At 65.3% G+C, this 15501-nt stretch carries 20 protein-coding genes and 3 pseudogenes; 4 read left to right on the forward strand and 19 right to left on the reverse strand.

Annotation, left to right across the window (positions count from 1 at the left end; genetic code table 11):
* The first annotated feature begins 43 nt into the window (after positions 1-43).
* Complete coding sequence (locus tag GH815_RS14440) at positions 44-271, forward strand: HNH endonuclease (RefSeq protein ID WP_246176464.1); 228 nt, start codon at positions 44-46, stop codon at positions 269-271.
* Here GH815_RS14440 and tnpC read toward each other — a convergent pair.
* The 8 genes and pseudogenes from tnpC to GH815_RS14480 all read right to left on the reverse strand — a co-directional run.
* A complete protein-coding gene (tnpC, locus tag GH815_RS14445) occupies positions 255-1871 on the reverse strand; it encodes an IS66 family transposase (RefSeq protein WP_153749476.1) in 1617 nt (538 codons plus the stop codon). The genes GH815_RS14440 and tnpC overlap by 17 nt on opposite strands.
* A 55-nt stretch (positions 1872-1926) precedes the next feature.
* A complete protein-coding gene (tnpB, locus tag GH815_RS14450; protein ID WP_246176456.1) occupies positions 1927-2259 on the reverse strand; it encodes an IS66 family insertion sequence element accessory protein TnpB in 333 nt (110 codons plus the stop codon).
* 17 nt (positions 2260-2276) lie between these two features.
* Positions 2277-2681, reverse strand: a complete 405-nt coding sequence (gene tnpA / locus GH815_RS14455; protein WP_153749478.1) for an IS66-like element accessory protein TnpA — start codon at positions 2679-2681, stop codon at positions 2277-2279.
* Positions 2682-2960: 279 nt separating this feature from the next.
* On the reverse strand, positions 2961-4010 hold the full coding sequence (gene darG, locus GH815_RS14460; protein WP_153749479.1) for a type II toxin-antitoxin system antitoxin DNA ADP-ribosyl glycohydrolase DarG: 1050 nt from the start codon (positions 4008-4010) through the stop codon (positions 2961-2963).
* Between the two features lie 17 nt (positions 4011-4027).
* Positions 4028-4705, reverse strand: coding sequence for a type II toxin-antitoxin system toxin DNA ADP-ribosyl transferase DarT (gene darT, locus GH815_RS14465; protein ID WP_153749480.1), 678 nt, complete (start codon positions 4703-4705; stop codon positions 4028-4030).
* Positions 4706-4735: 30 nt separating this feature from the next.
* On the reverse strand, positions 4736-4945 hold the full coding sequence (locus tag GH815_RS14470) for a helix-turn-helix domain-containing protein (RefSeq protein ID WP_153749481.1): 210 nt from the start codon (positions 4943-4945) through the stop codon (positions 4736-4738).
* A 292-nt stretch (positions 4946-5237) separates the two neighbouring features.
* On the reverse strand, positions 5238-5495 hold the full coding sequence (locus tag GH815_RS14475) for a hypothetical protein (RefSeq protein ID WP_153749482.1): 258 nt from the start codon (positions 5493-5495) through the stop codon (positions 5238-5240).
* Positions 5492-5794: pseudogene (locus GH815_RS14480) on the reverse strand (YcbK family protein); the annotation flags it as partial. The gene GH815_RS14475 and the pseudogene GH815_RS14480, both read right to left, overlap by 4 nt.
* Before the next feature lie 201 nt (positions 5795-5995).
* Here GH815_RS14480 and GH815_RS14485 point away from each other — a divergent pair.
* A complete protein-coding gene (locus tag GH815_RS14485) occupies positions 5996-6262 on the forward strand; it encodes an IS110 family transposase (RefSeq protein WP_246176465.1) in 267 nt (88 codons plus the stop codon).
* Between the two features lie 170 nt (positions 6263-6432).
* On the opposite strand, the gene GH815_RS14490 is transcribed toward GH815_RS14485, so the two are convergent.
* Positions 6433-7200, reverse strand: coding sequence for a DUF5131 family protein (locus GH815_RS14490; RefSeq protein ID WP_153749483.1), 768 nt, complete (start codon positions 7198-7200; stop codon positions 6433-6435).
* Positions 7201-7705: 505 nt separating this feature from the next.
* On the opposite strand from GH815_RS14490, the gene GH815_RS19265 reads away from it, so the two are divergent.
* Entirely contained in the window at positions 7706-8149 is a 444-nt protein-coding gene (locus tag GH815_RS19265; RefSeq protein WP_246176460.1) for a hypothetical protein, read from the forward strand.
* A gap of 49 nt (positions 8150-8198) precedes the next feature.
* The gene (locus GH815_RS19270) at positions 8199-8366 is read left to right on the forward strand and encodes a hypothetical protein (RefSeq protein ID WP_246176461.1); all 168 of its coding nucleotides are present in this window, start codon (positions 8199-8201) and stop codon (positions 8364-8366) included.
* Positions 8367-8396: 30 nt separating this feature from the next.
* On the opposite strand, the gene GH815_RS14500 is transcribed toward GH815_RS19270, so the two are convergent.
* The 10 genes and pseudogenes from GH815_RS14500 to GH815_RS14540 form a co-directional block, all read right to left on the reverse strand.
* A complete protein-coding gene (locus tag GH815_RS14500; RefSeq protein WP_153749484.1) occupies positions 8397-9014 on the reverse strand; it encodes an ABC-type transport auxiliary lipoprotein family protein in 618 nt (205 codons plus the stop codon).
* A complete protein-coding gene (locus tag GH815_RS14505; RefSeq protein WP_153749485.1) occupies positions 9011-9913 on the reverse strand; it encodes an MlaD family protein in 903 nt (300 codons plus the stop codon). The genes GH815_RS14500 and GH815_RS14505 overlap by 4 nt, the downstream gene beginning before the upstream one ends.
* Positions 9913-10686, reverse strand: a complete 774-nt coding sequence (locus tag GH815_RS14510; protein WP_153749486.1) for an ABC transporter ATP-binding protein — start codon at positions 10684-10686, stop codon at positions 9913-9915. Before GH815_RS14510 ends, GH815_RS14505 begins: the two co-directional genes overlap by 1 nt.
* Complete coding sequence (locus GH815_RS14515; protein ID WP_211365094.1) at positions 10686-11762, reverse strand: MlaE family ABC transporter permease; 1077 nt, start codon at positions 11760-11762, stop codon at positions 10686-10688. The genes GH815_RS14510 and GH815_RS14515 overlap by 1 nt, the downstream gene beginning before the upstream one ends.
* Entirely contained in the window at positions 11755-11880 is a 126-nt protein-coding gene (locus GH815_RS19540) for a Thivi_2564 family membrane protein (protein WP_407072188.1), read from the reverse strand. Before GH815_RS19540 ends, GH815_RS14515 begins: the two co-directional genes overlap by 8 nt.
* A pseudogene (locus tag GH815_RS19545) lies at positions 11873-11950 on the reverse strand (hypothetical protein); the annotation flags it as partial. The gene GH815_RS19540 and the pseudogene GH815_RS19545, both read right to left, overlap by 8 nt.
* A gap of 233 nt (positions 11951-12183) precedes the next feature.
* Positions 12184-12954 (reverse strand): annotated as a pseudogene (locus tag GH815_RS14525) (IS5 family transposase).
* 422 nt (positions 12955-13376) lie between these two features.
* The gene (locus GH815_RS14530; protein WP_153749487.1) at positions 13377-14294 is read right to left on the reverse strand and encodes a transglutaminase family protein; all 918 of its coding nucleotides are present in this window, start codon (positions 14292-14294) and stop codon (positions 13377-13379) included.
* 16 nt (positions 14295-14310) lie between these two features.
* A complete protein-coding gene (locus GH815_RS14535) occupies positions 14311-14514 on the reverse strand; it encodes a hypothetical protein (protein WP_153749488.1) in 204 nt (67 codons plus the stop codon).
* Between the two features lie 137 nt (positions 14515-14651).
* A complete protein-coding gene (locus tag GH815_RS14540; RefSeq protein WP_153749532.1) occupies positions 14652-15488 on the reverse strand; it encodes a transglutaminase-like domain-containing protein in 837 nt (278 codons plus the stop codon).
* Positions 15489-15501: the final 13 nt, after the last annotated feature.

A 15501-nucleotide genomic window follows, 5' to 3' on the forward strand; every position in this document is an offset into this window, starting at 1 on the left:
ATCCCGACGTCATCGAACGCATCATGGCCGACGAGAAGAACCACTGAGGCAAGACGGCCCTCGGCGGAGCCTTACCGCCTCTCACATTATCCCGTGGAAGGATTGCACGACGGACGCGGAGCGGCTCGACGTTCACAATGGTTTGCTGCTTTCTGCATTGTGGGACGCTGCCTTCGTAAGCGAGGGTTTTTCCCCATCGGAACAGTGCTTGCGGAGGTGCGCGCCGGCAGGGCTGTGGAGGGATCGATTGCAGTTTAAGCTGCAGCTTTGATTGCAGCCTTGCCGAAGTGCCATGGCAGAAGCGCGTCGATGTCCGAGTTGGGATGGCCGGCGGCGATGGCTTCCAGGGTGGCCTTGAGCCAGGCATAAGGCTCGACGCCGTTCAGCTTGCAGGTCTCGATGACCGAGGCGAAGCGGGCCCAGGATCGACCGCCCTCGTCATGCCCCGCGAAGAGGGCATTCTTTCTTCCGAGAGTCACCGGGCGAATTCGGTTCTCGACAGGGTTGGAGTCCATCTCGACGCGGCCGTCCCGGGTGAAGAGGACGAGGCCATCCCAGTGCTCCAGCGCGTAGGCCAGGGCCCTGCCGAGGTCGGACTTCGTCGAGATGCGGGCCGCCTGCTGTTTCAACCATTCGTGCAGGTTCTCGAGCAGCGGCACCGCGCGTGCCTGACGGACGGCCCGGCGCTCCTCGGGGGGCTGGCCGCGGATGTCCTTCTCGATGGCATAGAGCGCCGCGATGCGCTTGAGCGCCTCGTCCACCAGGGGCGAGCCGGCCTTGGGACGCGCGTCGATCAGCTTGCGCCGGACATGTGCCCAGCAGAAGGCCAGCGTCAGGGGTGCCCCTTCGGCGCGCCGGCCATCGGCGAGGCGGTCGTAGCCCTTGTAGCCGTCGACCTGCAGGATCCCCTCGAAGCCTTTCAGCATGTCCTCGGCATGGGCGCCGCCGCGGCCGGGCGCGTAGGTGAACACGACCGCCGGGGGCGCCGTGCCACCCCATGGGCGATCGTCGCGCGCCATGACCCAGAGAAAGCCCGTCTTCGTCTTCCCGGCCCCGGGGTTCAGGACCGGCAGCGGGGTCTCGTCGGCGAAGAGCTTGCCCGAGCCCTTCATGTGCTCGGCGATCCGATCGACGATCGGGCGGAGATGGAACGCCACCTTGCCCATCCAGTCGGCGAGCGTGGACCGGTCGATCTCGATCCCGTGCCGCGCCATCACCTGGGACTGGCGGTAGAGCGGAAGATGCTCGGAGAACTTGGACACGGCGACATGGGCCAGTAGCGCCTCGGTCGGCAAGCCACCCTCGATCAGCGCCGGCGGCGCCTTGGCCTGAACGACGCCGCTGCGCCCCCTGGGGCAGGCATACCGGGGCCGGATCGTCACGAGCACCCGGAACTGCGCGGGGGTGAGGTCCAGCCGTTCCGACCGGTCCTCGCCGATTTGCACCATCTGCCCGCAGCCGCAGGGGCAGTTCAGGTCTTCGGGCGCGATGATGCGCTCCTCGCGCGGCAAATCCTTCGGCAGACTGCGCGGACCCCGCGCCTTGCGGGGCGGCCGGGTCCCGGTGCGTGCTTCCGCGGCGGTGTCATGCTCTTCGGTGGCGGCCGCGATCGCCACCTCGATGTCCTCGAAGGCCAGTTCCATCTGGTCGGGATGAAGCTTCTCGGAGCGCGGCCCGAAACGGGCCCGCTGAAGTTCCCGGACAAGGTGCTCGAGCCGCTCGTTGAGAGCGCGCAGATCGGCATTCTCAGCCTCGAGGTGCTGGCGCAGTTCCGCCTCGGCCGTCAGGGCCTTCCGCATCTGCGCTTCGACCGCGGCCCGCAGGTCGGGTGGCAACCGGGCCAGGAGGTCGGGATCGAGCGCGGACGACATGGGTATGATTTACCCGATGCCGTCGCGAGAACCCAACAAAACAAGGGGGGCCGATTCAACTCGCCGCAGCCGGTGGCAGCACCCGTTGCGCCATCACCCGCCGCCAGTCCAGGCCCTCGAACAGCGCCTCGAACTGGGCACGGGACAGCCGCATGACCCCGTCCTGCACCTTCGGCCAGGTGAAGGACCCGCTCTCGAGGCGTTTGTAGATCAGCACCAGGCCGCTGCCGTCCCAGACGAGGATCTTCAGCCTGTCGCCGCGCTTCGACCGGAACACCACCGTCAGCCCGGAATGCGGATCGAGCCCCAGTTCGTTCTGTACCGTCGCCGCCAGCCCGTCATGACCCCGCCGGAAATCCACCGGGCGCGTGGCAACCACGATCGGCATGCGCTGCCCGGGAACGATCATGCCCGGGTGGACCTCAGGGCCCCGACGATCTCCGCAAGGCGGCGCGCCGGGATCGTGCCAGGCAGCCGGATCACCATGCCACCCGTCTCGATCTCGATCCGATCCCGGCCCCTGTCGGAACTCGGCGTGGGGTCCGGCGCGTCAACGACCAGCGGCACGAACTCCGCCGGCGTCGGCAAGCCCGGCGCATCCACCGGAAGGGCAATCCGTCCCTCCCGAGCCTGCCGCCGCCACGTCGTCAGTTGCGACGGCAGCACCCGATGCCGCCGGGCGACAGCGCCCACACGCGCCCCGGGCGCAAAGCTCTCCATGACAATCCGCGCCTTGACCTCATCCGGCCAACTCCGCCGGCCCGTCGGCTCCTCCAGGACATCGAACTGCCCGACAAACCCATCCTTCATTCCGCCCTCCGTGCCTGCAAACGCGAGCAGAATGCCCGACCTCAAATCAAGACCGAAGCCGAGAGGCCAATGGGGAGAAACCCTCGCTTACCTGCCTTCGACCGAGGGCTCGTAACCTTCGATGACGCTGGGAGGCCGGAGTTCTCGCCCACCCTGAGCGAGTTGGGGCGCGCTGAGTTGCGCTGGCAGACCCCCATCCCACTGACGGACAAGCACAAGAAACGGCTTGCTTGGCACCGCGCTAAACTGTTTGTCAGCCAAGGGGCTTAGGGGAGCAAGTCAGGCGTTTGCGAACCACCCTTTGCTCTGTAAGGTCTGGAATGCGATGCCAATCTGGCGTGGTGAGAATTGCTTCTTCCGGTCGTTCCAAGCGTAAACGTGCCCCGTGAGTTCGTCCATTGTCCGAGGATGCTCGGTAGTGACGACCCAATGCACAGTGGACAGCAGTTCAAGTCCAAAGGGCGTTTCAAAGCCAGCAACAAGGTCGGCAACTCTGTCGAACCTAGAATGGGTGTCCGGATGTTCCCGGAGAAAGCTATCGGCATCACGGACGGCTCCGGGCACGATCTCGAGTTGCTTGTTGGGCGCGTCGCCACCGTCCCGATAGCCTGAAATGAAATATCCCTCGATCTCACGCAATACGTGGGTGAGGTTCTCAGCGTATGGTCCATACGGCCCCTTGACGACCCGGAGCCGCTCTAGTGAGCCTTCCCCGCTTACTTTCATGAAATACATGAGCTTGTGCACTTCGAGGAGCGTAACGAACGGATCCAGGAGGCCGCTCAGGTAACGATTCATCAGGCCGACGAGTGCAGCGCGGCCCGGCGTCATGTTTGGCGCCGTCTTCCGCTTGGCCATCTGATTAGTATCCGGTGCTCCATTGGGCTCGAAGATCACGACGCGGACGTTGTTGAAGCCTCTCAAGGCTTCTTCGATCCTCGGCCGGACTTCCTTCCAATTAAGGCCGCCCAGACCGCTTCCAAGAGGTGGGATGGCGATTGAACGGATGTTCTTCTCGCGGATCACACGCTGCAGATCACGAAGACCGGCTTCGATGTCCTCCATCCGGCTCTTGCCACGCCAGTGTCGCTTGGTCGGGAAGTTGATAATGTACCGTGGACTGGTCAGCTGACCTGTCTCCACAACGAACATGTGGCCGGGACGCACTTCGTCCCGTTTGCAGGCTCGAGCATATTCCTCGAAATTCGAGGGGAACGCGTTCTTGAATTGGAGCGCAACGCCGCGGCCCATCACCCCGACGCAGTTGACGGTGTTGACGAGGGCTTCGGCATCCTCGGCAAGAATATCGCCCGTTTTGTATTCGAACATTTCGGCCTCCCTCCCTCTCAATAATACCAATCCGTCTTGATTTCGACATGCGGCTTGTGGCCGGAAGCCTGCAGTGCCGTCCGAACATGCCCGTAAACTTGCTGCGACCTTACCCCAATTCTGGTCACAAGCTCCCACGGAAACGACTGCTCCAACAGGAATTCGGCCTGCTTGCCTTCCTTGACGGATCTGGAAATGCCATTGCCCGCCCAGCGATTGGTCTGCACCGCATCCCAGTTGATCTCGCCAAGCTGTGCAAGATCTGCTCTGTCCTCGAAGTAGTAGGCGCCTGCATTCGATAGCGTGAATGCCCAACGGCGGGCGCTGCCGTTGGCCCAATCGACCGTCGCCTGCAGGTCGGCTTCGAGATGCACGATGGGTCCCTGACCGCCGCGATATGCAAGCTCGGCATGGTTGGCGCAATGGATCAAGTACAGCATGATCGAGCGCGGACAAAAGTAGAAGGGCACGCACTGACCGACATAGAGGCCGGGATGGCTCGTCAAGGTAAGTTCGGACAGGCGCCGGTGCTTGATGCTGCTCATGCCGATAGTCGTGCCCATGCCATGGGCGGGATTGGCCGCCGCGCGCCGAACGATCTCTGCATCGCACAGCAGGCTTCCCTCGGCGATCACCGAGGGCAATCTATCCACGTGAACGATGTGGTAGATCTTGGGCTGATTCGGAACGGGCATTCTAGGCTGCCACCCCTCGTTGATGTGTCACTATGTGCCCTTCCTCGGTGGTTGGTGACCTTCATCCTCTGCGGCCATTCCGTTCCTCACCCAACTATCCACCTCGCTCAGTTTGAACTTCCATAGCCTCCCGACCCGCTGAGCGGGCAGGCTTTTGGCATCGATCCAGCGGTAAACCGTGTCCTTGGCGACGCCCAGATGGGCAGCCACCTGATCAACGGAAACCCATGGTTCACTCATCCGCCGCTAACCCCGCTGGTCCGTGTATATCGGCTTGACTCGGTCAGAGTCGACAAAACGCGTATAGCACACCCTTAGCGTTCACGAAAAGTTCTTTCTGTTGCGATCGCGCTTGCCGCCTATCTTCCGGCACTAACGGCACGCCCGAGCCTGGTTCCGCATGACGCTATAGTCGGCGAGCATCTCCGCGATGGCGGACGCGTCTGGCAGCAAGCCGACTTCCTCGGCTGCGCGCGCCTGGAACTCGCGGCTGTACTCGACCACGGGCGGGCAGATGGGCACGACGCGTGGCTCAGAAGCGCCCGTCGCGCAGCCGATCAACGAGATCGTCGCGATCGCGAGGACGGCGAGCCGTAGCGTCGAGCATCTGGCGTTGGACGTCATTTGCCTTCTCCGTGGTTTCAAGGCGTTCGGCTAGGCGGCCGGCGCGCTCGCCGGAGCGCCGGAGTGCCAGCAGGAACAGGAACACGGTGAGTGCGATTGCGCCGTAGCGCAGGACCGACCGCATCCACGGGCTGGCGGTGATCCCGGTGAGGAGCGATGCAATCATCGCCACCCCCGTCTCCAGTCGTCGATCCGGGCGTAGATCGTGATGGCGATGCCCGCGAGTGCGACGGCGATGAACACCCAGCGCAGCGTGTCGAGATAGGGTACGAGCGGCAGAATGGCAGACTGGGTTTCGGCAAGGGCGTTCTGTGCCACCTCGATACCCGCAGCGCCCAGCGTTGCCACACCGGCGGCGCCGCTGCCCTTCATCGTGCGGCTCTCGGCCAGCACTTCTCGTGCAGGCGGCGTTTCCGCCGCGAAGACACCCGCGCGTGGCGGAAAGTGTTCGCCCCACTGCCGCGCAATCGCGATCAGGTGGCGCAGAACGCCCTCGTCCGCCGCCAGATCAAGGCCCGTCTCGTTCAGATCGAAAAACAGATCGGCGAGATCGAGCAGGCGATGGCCGCCATCGTCGGCGCAGACGAGACGCTCCAGCGCAGGCGCGAAATCCTCGCCAGCATTCCCGGCATCGGCCCGATCACGGCAATGGCGATCCTCGTCGAGATGCCGGAGCTCGGCGAGATGGACGGCAAACAGGCGGCGAGCCTGGCGGGTCTGGCCCCCATCACGCGCGAGTCCGGCGGGTGGAAGGGGCGCTCGCGTATCCAGGGCGGTCGTGCGTCGCTGCGATGCGGTCTCTACATGCCGGCCCTCGTCGCCCTGCGCATCAACCCGGACCTGCGGCGCAAGTACCAGGCCCTCAAGGAGGCCGGAAATCCGTCGGACATTTTCGAGCGTAGCCAGTGCCAGAGCAAACGACGTGTCCGATAGGGACTCGGAATCCGAATTGCGCCATGGTCCGGCGAAGGCATCGACGAAATTGAAGACGGGCGACCGTCCCTGAAAAAGCTTGTAGGCCGCATTCTCCAGATATTTCTGCAGGAATAGATGTTTGATGAAGGACTGTTCACGGCCCCGATAATGATTGATGTTGGGCCGCATCAGACGTTCTCGGGTTGCAGAGCGTCCAGGATCGACTTCGGTACGATTCGCCAGGGAAAGCCGTTCCACTCCTCTCCATCGAGGAGCCGGCCGCCAGACTTCGGCCGCGCACCGCCCCATTGCTTAAAGAAGAAGGCGACGCCGTCTCGCTCGCTGATGTCGCGAAGCCGTCGCGCCCAGTCGGCCTGCATTGGCCGCGCACCAGGACCGCTTTCACCGCCGACGATAGCCCAGGCGATGCCGTGCAGGTCCACCTCATCGATCGGCCCCAGGAGCGGCTCGAACGAGATGAAGCGGGCCTCCGAGTTGACCTCCTTCAGATGACGGATGCGGCTGGCATGCGCTGCATCCTCGACCGAGACGCCAAGCCAGATATGGCGGGGCACCGGCCCGCCTGCATAGCGCGCACCGACGTAGTTACGCAGAAGCGAACTGCGCTTGGTCAGTACCTGATAAACGTGCCAGTCCGCACGCTCCATCGTGTCGAACACGCTGTCGATGAACCTACGGTCAATGTCCTTGTGGAACAGGTCGCTCATCGAGTTGACGAAGATCATTCGGGGCTTCTTCCACAGGCGGGGCTGCTCCAGCCGGGAAGGCCAAATCTTCAGGTCGAAGCCCTGTTCGTAGGGATGGTCCGCAACACCACGCCAGCGTTCGGCGAAACGCTCAGCGTAGCAGTTGTCGCAACCGGGACCGACCTTTGTGCAGCCGGTGACCGGGTTCCATGTCGCGTCCGTCCATTCGATTTCGGATTTCTGTGCCATGCCTCACACCCTTTGAGGATGACTCTAAGCGATTGTGGCAGCTGAGGGAATCCTGTTCCCGTAGCTTTTGGGCATTCGCGCGCGCAACTGCGCAGGACCACGCCGCCTTCGGGTGTCTCCACCGGTCAGCCTGCCAGGCGTCCCACCATCAACTTCGTCGATGCCAACTTTCGGCAAGCGCATGAAATCGTGAGAGATTTCGAATCCGACCTAATTTCCGGGCAGGGCGTTCAAAAAGAGACGCGGGCCGTTTAGAGACCGATATCAGCCATGGTGCCAGTCTCCGGAGGGCGGACGCAATCGCAAACCCCTTTGAGACAAAAAGAAAAAAGGCCCACATCGGGACCTCGTACCTGGTTCGCGACTTGAAAGTGGCGGAGGGGATGGGCCTGACGTCGAACCTTCTCTGGCCTCCAGGACATTGATTTCTTTGTATTAACAACTCTGGCTCCATCCCAAATCAATGATGAGCAGTTCGCCGCCCCGTGCGGCTGCGGACTCACGGTTGGGACTGCTGCTGTTGCGATTTCGCGATGTGCCAACGTTGGGCCGCGATCATGGTTCGGTTGACCGCGACTTGATCTTCCTGCTTCCTCAACGCCCGCCGCGCGCCTCGAGGGCGGTCGGGTCGTCGGAGGAAATCCGGAAAGTGAGTGCTGTGGGCGCAATCTGGGCCATTGCTGGGGTCCTGCTGTACGTCATGCAAATGATGTCGGTGTTCACAACCGGATCAGGCGATCAACGGCCGGCGCCCCGGCGGCCAGCCCCCGGCAAGGGCCCGGCGAGAGCAGAGCTGACGCTGGCCGCGGGCGATGAAGCATCCCTGTGTCATCTGGAGGAACGGTTCTGGACCGAGGGCGCAGAGGGTGCGCGCCGGATGACCGCAAGGGATGTGGTCAAAGGATGCGGTCTTTGTCTTTCCGTTCCCCGCCGGCATACTGCAGGGTGATGCGCTCTGGAGAGAAACGGACGTCGCCCAACGGTGGCGCTCCGTCGTGATGAGCGAGCGCTACGTGTCGATACACGGAAATGTTGCCATTCTGGTCTATCGCGTGTCCGCCGAACGCAGCGGCGATCCGATCTGCGAGGCGCTCTGCACGTCGATCTATCTGAAGGATGAGGGCCAGTCGCTGCGCCTGACGCATCAGCAGACAATCTTGGGCTGAGGCCCATTGCGCTCACGCTACCGGCTGGTGTCAGGCCAGTGTCTGCACCCAGCCGACGGCGTCGGCCATGACCGACTGCATGGCGGCGTCGATGCCGGCGATCAGCGCGACCGTGCTGTCGGATATCACCGACGTTGTGGACTCGAAGCGTCGCGTTCCGGCGATTTCGCGGCCGGCCTCGCGGATCACGGTCATCTGCAGCGCGACATGGATCTGGGCCGAGGCAAGGTCCGGGCCGGTCAGCTCGGCCTGGAACGCCTGGATCTCGCACATCAGCGTGTAGTCGGGCATGAGCCCCGCGCCCACCCGGCTGACCAGCCGGAATCCGCCGCGGTTCAGCAGCGAGTTGACCAGCAGCGTCTGCACCATGGCCGGGGTCGGTTCCGACCAGCGCGCGTCGGGCAGGTACTCCGCCTGCAGCGGAGAGATCTTGATCAGGACGCGGTCGGTGGAGAGCTCGCCCCCGGATGTCGGCATCTCGACGACCAGATGGCGCGTGCCGCCGGGCCGCGGCTGCACCGGGCCGAGCGGCGAGAGCGTGTAGGTGTCGAGCGGATCGCTGGCCCTGGAGACCGCGGACACGGCGCTGCAGCCGGAGAGGCCCGCCATGGCCGAGAACGACAAAAGGGAGCGGCGCGAAAGGGTCATTGGGACCTCCTGTAATCCGGTGTCTCGTTGCCCAGAAGAAACCGGCCGGGATCGCTGCCGATCTGGCGGGCGAGGGCGTCGAACCGCGCGATCACCCCGCTTGCATCCGCGATGAGGGCGCTGATCTGCGTCGAGAGCCGCGGCAGATCGTTCTGAGTGGCGCGGCGCAAGCCGTCCATCGCCGCACCCGTGCTGTCGGCGGCGGATCGCAGATCGGCGACCAGCGCAGGCATGTCGCGCTGCAGCAGGCCATCGGTGGCCGCCAGCCCTGACTCGGCTGCAACGAGGGCCGCGTCGAACCGGGACAGGCTCTCCTCCGCGCGGGTGGCGAGGGCATCGATGCGCCCGGTGGCGTCCTGAATGTTGACGAGGATGCCCGCGACCGCATCGCGGTTCTCGGCGGCGGTGAAGCCCCGCACCTCGGTTATCAGGGCCTTCGCCTCGGCAAGAAGTTCGGGCCCGGTCACCATCAGGTCCTGCACCACCGACTTCTCCGAGCGGATCACCGACACCTCGGCGGGAGGCACCGGCTCGAGAGGTTCGGCATCGGCGCTGCCACCTTCCAGCGCGATGAAGGCCACGCCCGTCACCCCCTGCGAGGCCAGCGTCGCGACCGTGTCGGTCCGCACCGGCGTGCTGGCGAAGATCTCGATGCGCACGCGCACCAGCGATGGGTCGTCGCGGTCCAGCGCGATGGTCAGGACCTTGCCCACATCCACGCCGTTGTAGCGCACGGCGGCGGTCTGGCTCAGCCCCGCGACGGTGCCGAAGAGGATGTCGTATTGCGCATAGGTCCGGTCGAGCTGGACCTTGGCCAGCCACAGCACGAAGCCGAGTGCGGCCAGAAATCCGACGATCGTGAAGAGGCCGATCAGGACGAAGCGTGCGCGGGTTTCCATCAGACCGCCTCCTGCCCGAGGGCCGCATGGGCGCGCGGTCCGTGGAAATAGGACTGCACCCAGGGGTCGTCGACTTCCCGCATCTCGGCCATCGTGCCGGTCACCAGCACCCGGCGCTGGGCCAGAACCGCGATCCGGTCGCAGGTGGCCTGCAAGGTGTCGAGATCATGGGTCACCAGGAACACCGTCAGGCCCAGGGCCTCGCCCAGCGAATTCAGCAGCGCATCGAAGGCCGAGGCGCCGATCGGATCGAGGCCCGCCGTGGGCTCGTCCAGAAACAGGATCTCCGGGTCCAGCGACAGGGCGCGGGCCAGGCCCGCGCGCTTGCGCATGCCCCCCGACAGCTCGGCCGGGTAGAGGTCGCCGGCCTCGGGCGGTAGGCCGACCATGGAAATCCGCAGATCGGCCAGTGCCGCGCGGGTGGGGGCGTCCACCGCCAGGCGCTCGCGCATCGGGGCCTCGACATTCTCGCGCACGGTCAGCGCCGAGAAGAGCGCGCCGTCCTGGAACATCACGCCGGTGCGCGCGCTCGCGGCCGCCCGGTCGGCCGCGCTGGCGCCCAGCACGTCCGTGCCCAGCATGGTGATCTGCCCGGCGCTGGGGGTCTGCAGCCCCACGATGCTGCGCAGGAGCACCGACTTGCCGCTGCCCGAGGCGCCGACCACGCCCAGCACCTCGCCCCGCATCACGTCGAGCGACAGATCCTCGTGCACCACCGTGGTGCCGAACCGGTTGGTCAGCCCGCGGATCTCGATGACGGCCTCGGCGTCCATCACACCCCCCAGAACGCGAAGAAGACGGAGAAGAGCGCGTCCACCACGATCACCAGGAAGATGGCGATGACCACCGCGCGCGAGGTCCGCATGCCCAGCGATTCCGCGTCGCCCTTGACCAGGAAGCCCTGATGGCAGCCCACCAGCGCGATGATCACGGCAAAGACCGGCGCCTTCGACAGACCGACCAGCGCTTGGGTCGCGCCGACATTCGCCAAAAGCTGGGTCTGGAACTGGCTGGGCGAGATGCCGAGCTCGATCCAGGCCATCAGCCCGCCGCCGAACAGCCCGGCAAGATCGGCCACAAGCCCCAGCACCGGTAGCAGGATCACCAGCGCCAGCAGGCGCGGCAGCACCAGAAGCTCGATCGGATCGAGACCCAGCACGCGCATCGCGTCGATCTCCTCGCGCATCTTCATCGAACCGATGGCGGCGGTGAATGCCGAGGCTGACCGCCCCGCGACGATGATGGCGGTCAGCAGGATGCCCAGCTCGCGCAGTATCGACACCGCGATGAGGTCCACCACGAAGACCTCCGCCCCGAACTGTCGCAGCTGCGCGGCGCCCTGGAACGCCAGCACGACGCCGATGAGAAACCCCATCAGCGCCACGATCGGCACGGCGTTCAGCCCAACCTCCTGCATGTGATGCACGAGTGCGGTCAGCCGCAGGCGGCGCGGACGCACCAGCGTCGTCGTCAGCCGGGCCATGACCAATCCGGTGAAGCCGAGGCCCTGCGCGCTGGTCGTCAGGAAACCCTCGACGGTTGTGCCGACGGCTGCCAGCGCATCGCCCGCCCGGTGTCGCGCCTTGCGCGGTCGAGCCGTGCGCGCGGGCGGCAATGCGGCCTCGACCGTACGCAACAGCAGGTCCTGTGCGGGACTCGCGGCCTCGATGTGCATCCCCCGATGGTCAAGCAGCGCCCAAGCTCCGGCGGTGTCGAGTGCCGTCACCGAGGAGAGATCGACCCGGGTCGTAGATTCGGCCCGGTCGAGCAGGGCGCGCACTTGGTCGAGCGTGTCTAGCGTCACCGGCCCGGTGAGGGCCAGGCCCGAGGACGGCACAGCGTCAGCCATCAATGCCCATCCAGCCGATCCCGCCGAGCAGGCCGAAGCCGCGCAGCAGCCAGAGAACGACCACGATCACGACGACTACGTTCAGGATCGACTTTATTTTTTTGATCCATGGGGACATAGGTGTTGATGGCCCAGAGGGCGACGCCGACGACGACCAGCGTCACGACCAGGTTGATGAGTGACATCATGGGACTCCTTGCCGCAGATCCGAGGTACGGCGAGGGAACCCCCGCCTTTTCTGGCGTGTGTCAGGATCGTGAACCGCATCACGGCCCGGACGAGGCTGAACCTTGCGCCCAGCCAACCATTCATGCGGATTTCGTCGCTCGGCGCGCTCACATGGATCAGTTTCGTCAAGGGATTGCGTTCCAAGTTGTTCCGCGGTTCGAAATGTCGCGCTAGGCTCCAGACTCATTGATCATCAAAGCCAGAACATCACGGTGGCGGCGAGAGCGATGGCTGAGAGGAAGACCTTTGGGCACCTGTCGTAGCGAGTTGCTATGCGGCGCCAGTCCTTCAATCTGCCGAACATGATCTCGATCCGGTTGCGCCGCTTGTATCGGCGTTTGTCGTAGCTGATCGCCTTGCCGCGCGACTTCCGGCCCGGGATGCAGGGGCGTATCCCCTTGTCTTTCAACGCTTCCCGGAACCAGTCGGCATCGTAGCCGCGGTCGGCGAGCAGCCATTCTGCGGCGGGCAGGCTGCTCAGCAGGGCGGCGGCGCCGGAATAATCGCTGACCTGGCCCGCAGTCATGAAGAAGCGAATGGGGCGGCCTTTTGCATCCGTCACGGCGTGCAACTTGGTGTTCAAGCCGCCCTTTGTCCGGCCGATCAGACGCCCGCGCTTGTCGTCGGGCCCCCTTTTTTGACCCGCAGGCTTGAAGCCGTGCGATGCGCCTTGAGATACGTCGCGTCGATCATGACGACCTTCTCCTCGCCGCCCTTGGAGGCCAAGCCCTCCATCATCCGGGCAAAGACCCCCATCTCACCCCACCGCTTCCATCGGTTGTAAAGGGTCTTTGGGGGGCCATACTCTCGCGGCGCGTCGCACCATCGCAAGCCGTTGCGATTGATGAAGATTATTCCGCTCAGCACACGCCGGTCATCCAACGCGCGGCTTGCCGTGGCTCTTCGGAAAGAACGGCCGCAACCGCTCCATCTGTTCGTCGGTCAGCCAGAAAAGATTGCTCATCCACACCCCCCGTCAGTGCGGGAGCTTGAATCACGCAGACCGGACAGCCTCAAGCCGGTTAATGGGTCCTGACCCTAGGATCGAAATCCGCCGTCCCATGGCGAATGTTACTGTGTATTATCATATGGTTGCAAAGCTATTCACCCGATCAGAGCAGTCATCAGGTCCGGAGAATATCGGCCCTGAGAGACCGCTTCCGGCCCTCCTGGCGACAGGGTCGGTGCTCAGCCCCTCCCGCATAACCCTCGAAAACAAGGGAAAAATCCGGCCGCAGCCGGATCGGGAGAACGCTTTCGCGAGGGCAAGTGGCGGAGGGGGTGGGCCTGACGTCGGACCTTCTCTCGCTTTGCGGTGGAAGCCTACCGGCGGACGCGCGCTGTCCTGCGGCCACAGGGACGGATGCTGTTGGTGAAGTCTTGCGATCAGGCTTCGCGATCGGAAATCGTGCGCGCAGCAGGTTGACGCACTCCCTCGCATTCCGGCTCGACGGCAACGTGGACGGCCATTCCCAGCAGATCGCCCGAGCGGCCGTGGAAGCTGCCGGTCACCGGAGCGACCTGGGCGATGTGGCGGGCGGCGGCGACGGGGATCAGGTTGGCCGAGCCCATGGAGCGGTTGGTCGGGTCGAAGGAGATCCAGCCGGCGCCGGGCACGAAGACCTCGACCCAGGCGTGGGTGGAGCCGGCACCCGCCGAACCGATCCGGTCGCGGGCGGCGTCGAACATGTAGCCTGACACGATGCGGGCGCCAAAGCCCAGCGTCCGAACGGCCTCGGCGAACAGCACGGCGATGTCGCGGCAAGACCCCCAGCCGCGGTCCAGCGTCTCGAGCGGGCCCTGTGTGCCCTCGACCTCGCGGCTCTGATAGCTGATCCGGTTGGAGACGCCGCCCGCGACATCCTGCAAAAGGGACAGGGTGTCGGTCGGCCGGCCCATCACGAAGCCCTCGACCCAGTCGGACAGGCGGCCCGCCACGTCGACATACTGCGGGCGGGCCAGCGCGCCGAGGTCGATCCAGTCCTCGTCGGCGTAGCGGAACGGATACTGCTGCGCCGCGGCGGCGATGTCGAACACCGGCCAGGCCTGGGCGCCGAGATCGACGGTCATCCGGCTTTCGACCGATAGGGTGTCCGTCAGCCCCGAGAAGCTGGCCGTCGCGATGGAGTTCCCGGCAACGTCGTGCGCCCAGGTCACGGTGGCCGCGGGCTGCACGATCAGGTCGAACGACAGCAGGCGCAACTCGCGCGTCTCGCGCGGGCGCAGCATCAGACGGTGCGGCCCGGGCGCGACGGCGGTCGCATAGCGGTATTCGGTGCGGTGGATAATGTTCAGCAGCGGCATGCACCTCCGGCCCTTCTCATCTGAAGGAGCGGCGGCCGCCGCCGCCATCGCCGGCCGGGATGGCGGATTTCCACGAGGCCTGCGCCTTGCAGCGCCTGCAGATGCGTTCGCCGAAGCCTTCGCTCCAGAAGGCGGCGCTGCAGCGCAGACAGCGCCGCTCTGCGGGAACGTCACCGCGGGCAGGGGTCGTCGGGACAAGGCCTGCATCGGGGTCGTTCATCGCTCCGGCTCCTTGGGCCTGGTCCGCCGCGCGATGTGGTCCGGCGAAAGCCGGGCCGCTGTCTCCCGGTACGCCGAAGGAAGCAGGATGTGCGTCGCGGCGGAACTGCCTGATGGCAGAAGTGGGGGCGAGGGGGATCAATTGCCACCCTCCGGCGGCAGGTCTTCCGGTGCGACCTCGTCGCTCCAGACCCGGAAGTCGGTCATCTCGTGTAGCCCGAAGGTCTGGGTCAGCGGTACATCGGCGGCATCGCGGCCGCGGGCCACGAGGATCCGGCCGATGCGCGGGGTGTGGTTGCGCGGGTCGAAGACCCACCAGCGGCCCTCGAGATAGACCTCCATCCAGGCGGAGAAATCGCCGGGGGCGTAGGGCGGCGGCTCGCCGATATCGCCGAGATAGCCGGTGCAGTAGCGGGCGGGGATGTTCAGGCAGCGGCACAGCGCGATCGCCAGATGCGTGAAGTCGCGGCACACGCCATGACCCTCGGTCAGCGCCTGACTGGCGGTGCGCGTGGCCCGGGCGTGTTCGTAGCCGAAGGTCAGATGCGCATGGACGAAATCGCACACGGCCTGCACGCGCGCCCAGCCCGCTTCGCCCTGACCGAAGCGGCGCCAGGCCTCTTCGGACAGCAGGTCGGTGTCGCAATAGCGGCTGCCCAGAAGGTAGACGAGCGTCTCGTCGGGCAGGTCCTGCACCGCGTGCTGCCGGGCGGCAGGCGCCACCGGGTCGGGCTGTCCGTCGTCACGGAACACGCCGTCGGTGGACAGCACGAACGCGCCCGCCGGGGCCACCATGCGCGTGCACCAGTTGCCGAACCCGTCGCGATAGCCCTGGAACGGCACGCGCGGCGAGGCGACAAGGTCGTCGGCGCGCACCACATCGCCATACCGGCTGTGGTGGACGCTGAGCATGGCGATCAGCGGCGTCGGCTGGGGCAGGCTGAACTGCAGACGACACCCCACCCGGATCAGCATGAACCGATCCGCC

This window comes from Rhodovulum strictum (assembly GCF_009649175.1).
GTDB classification, from domain to species: domain Bacteria; phylum Pseudomonadota; class Alphaproteobacteria; order Rhodobacterales; family Rhodobacteraceae; genus Rhodovulum; species Rhodovulum strictum.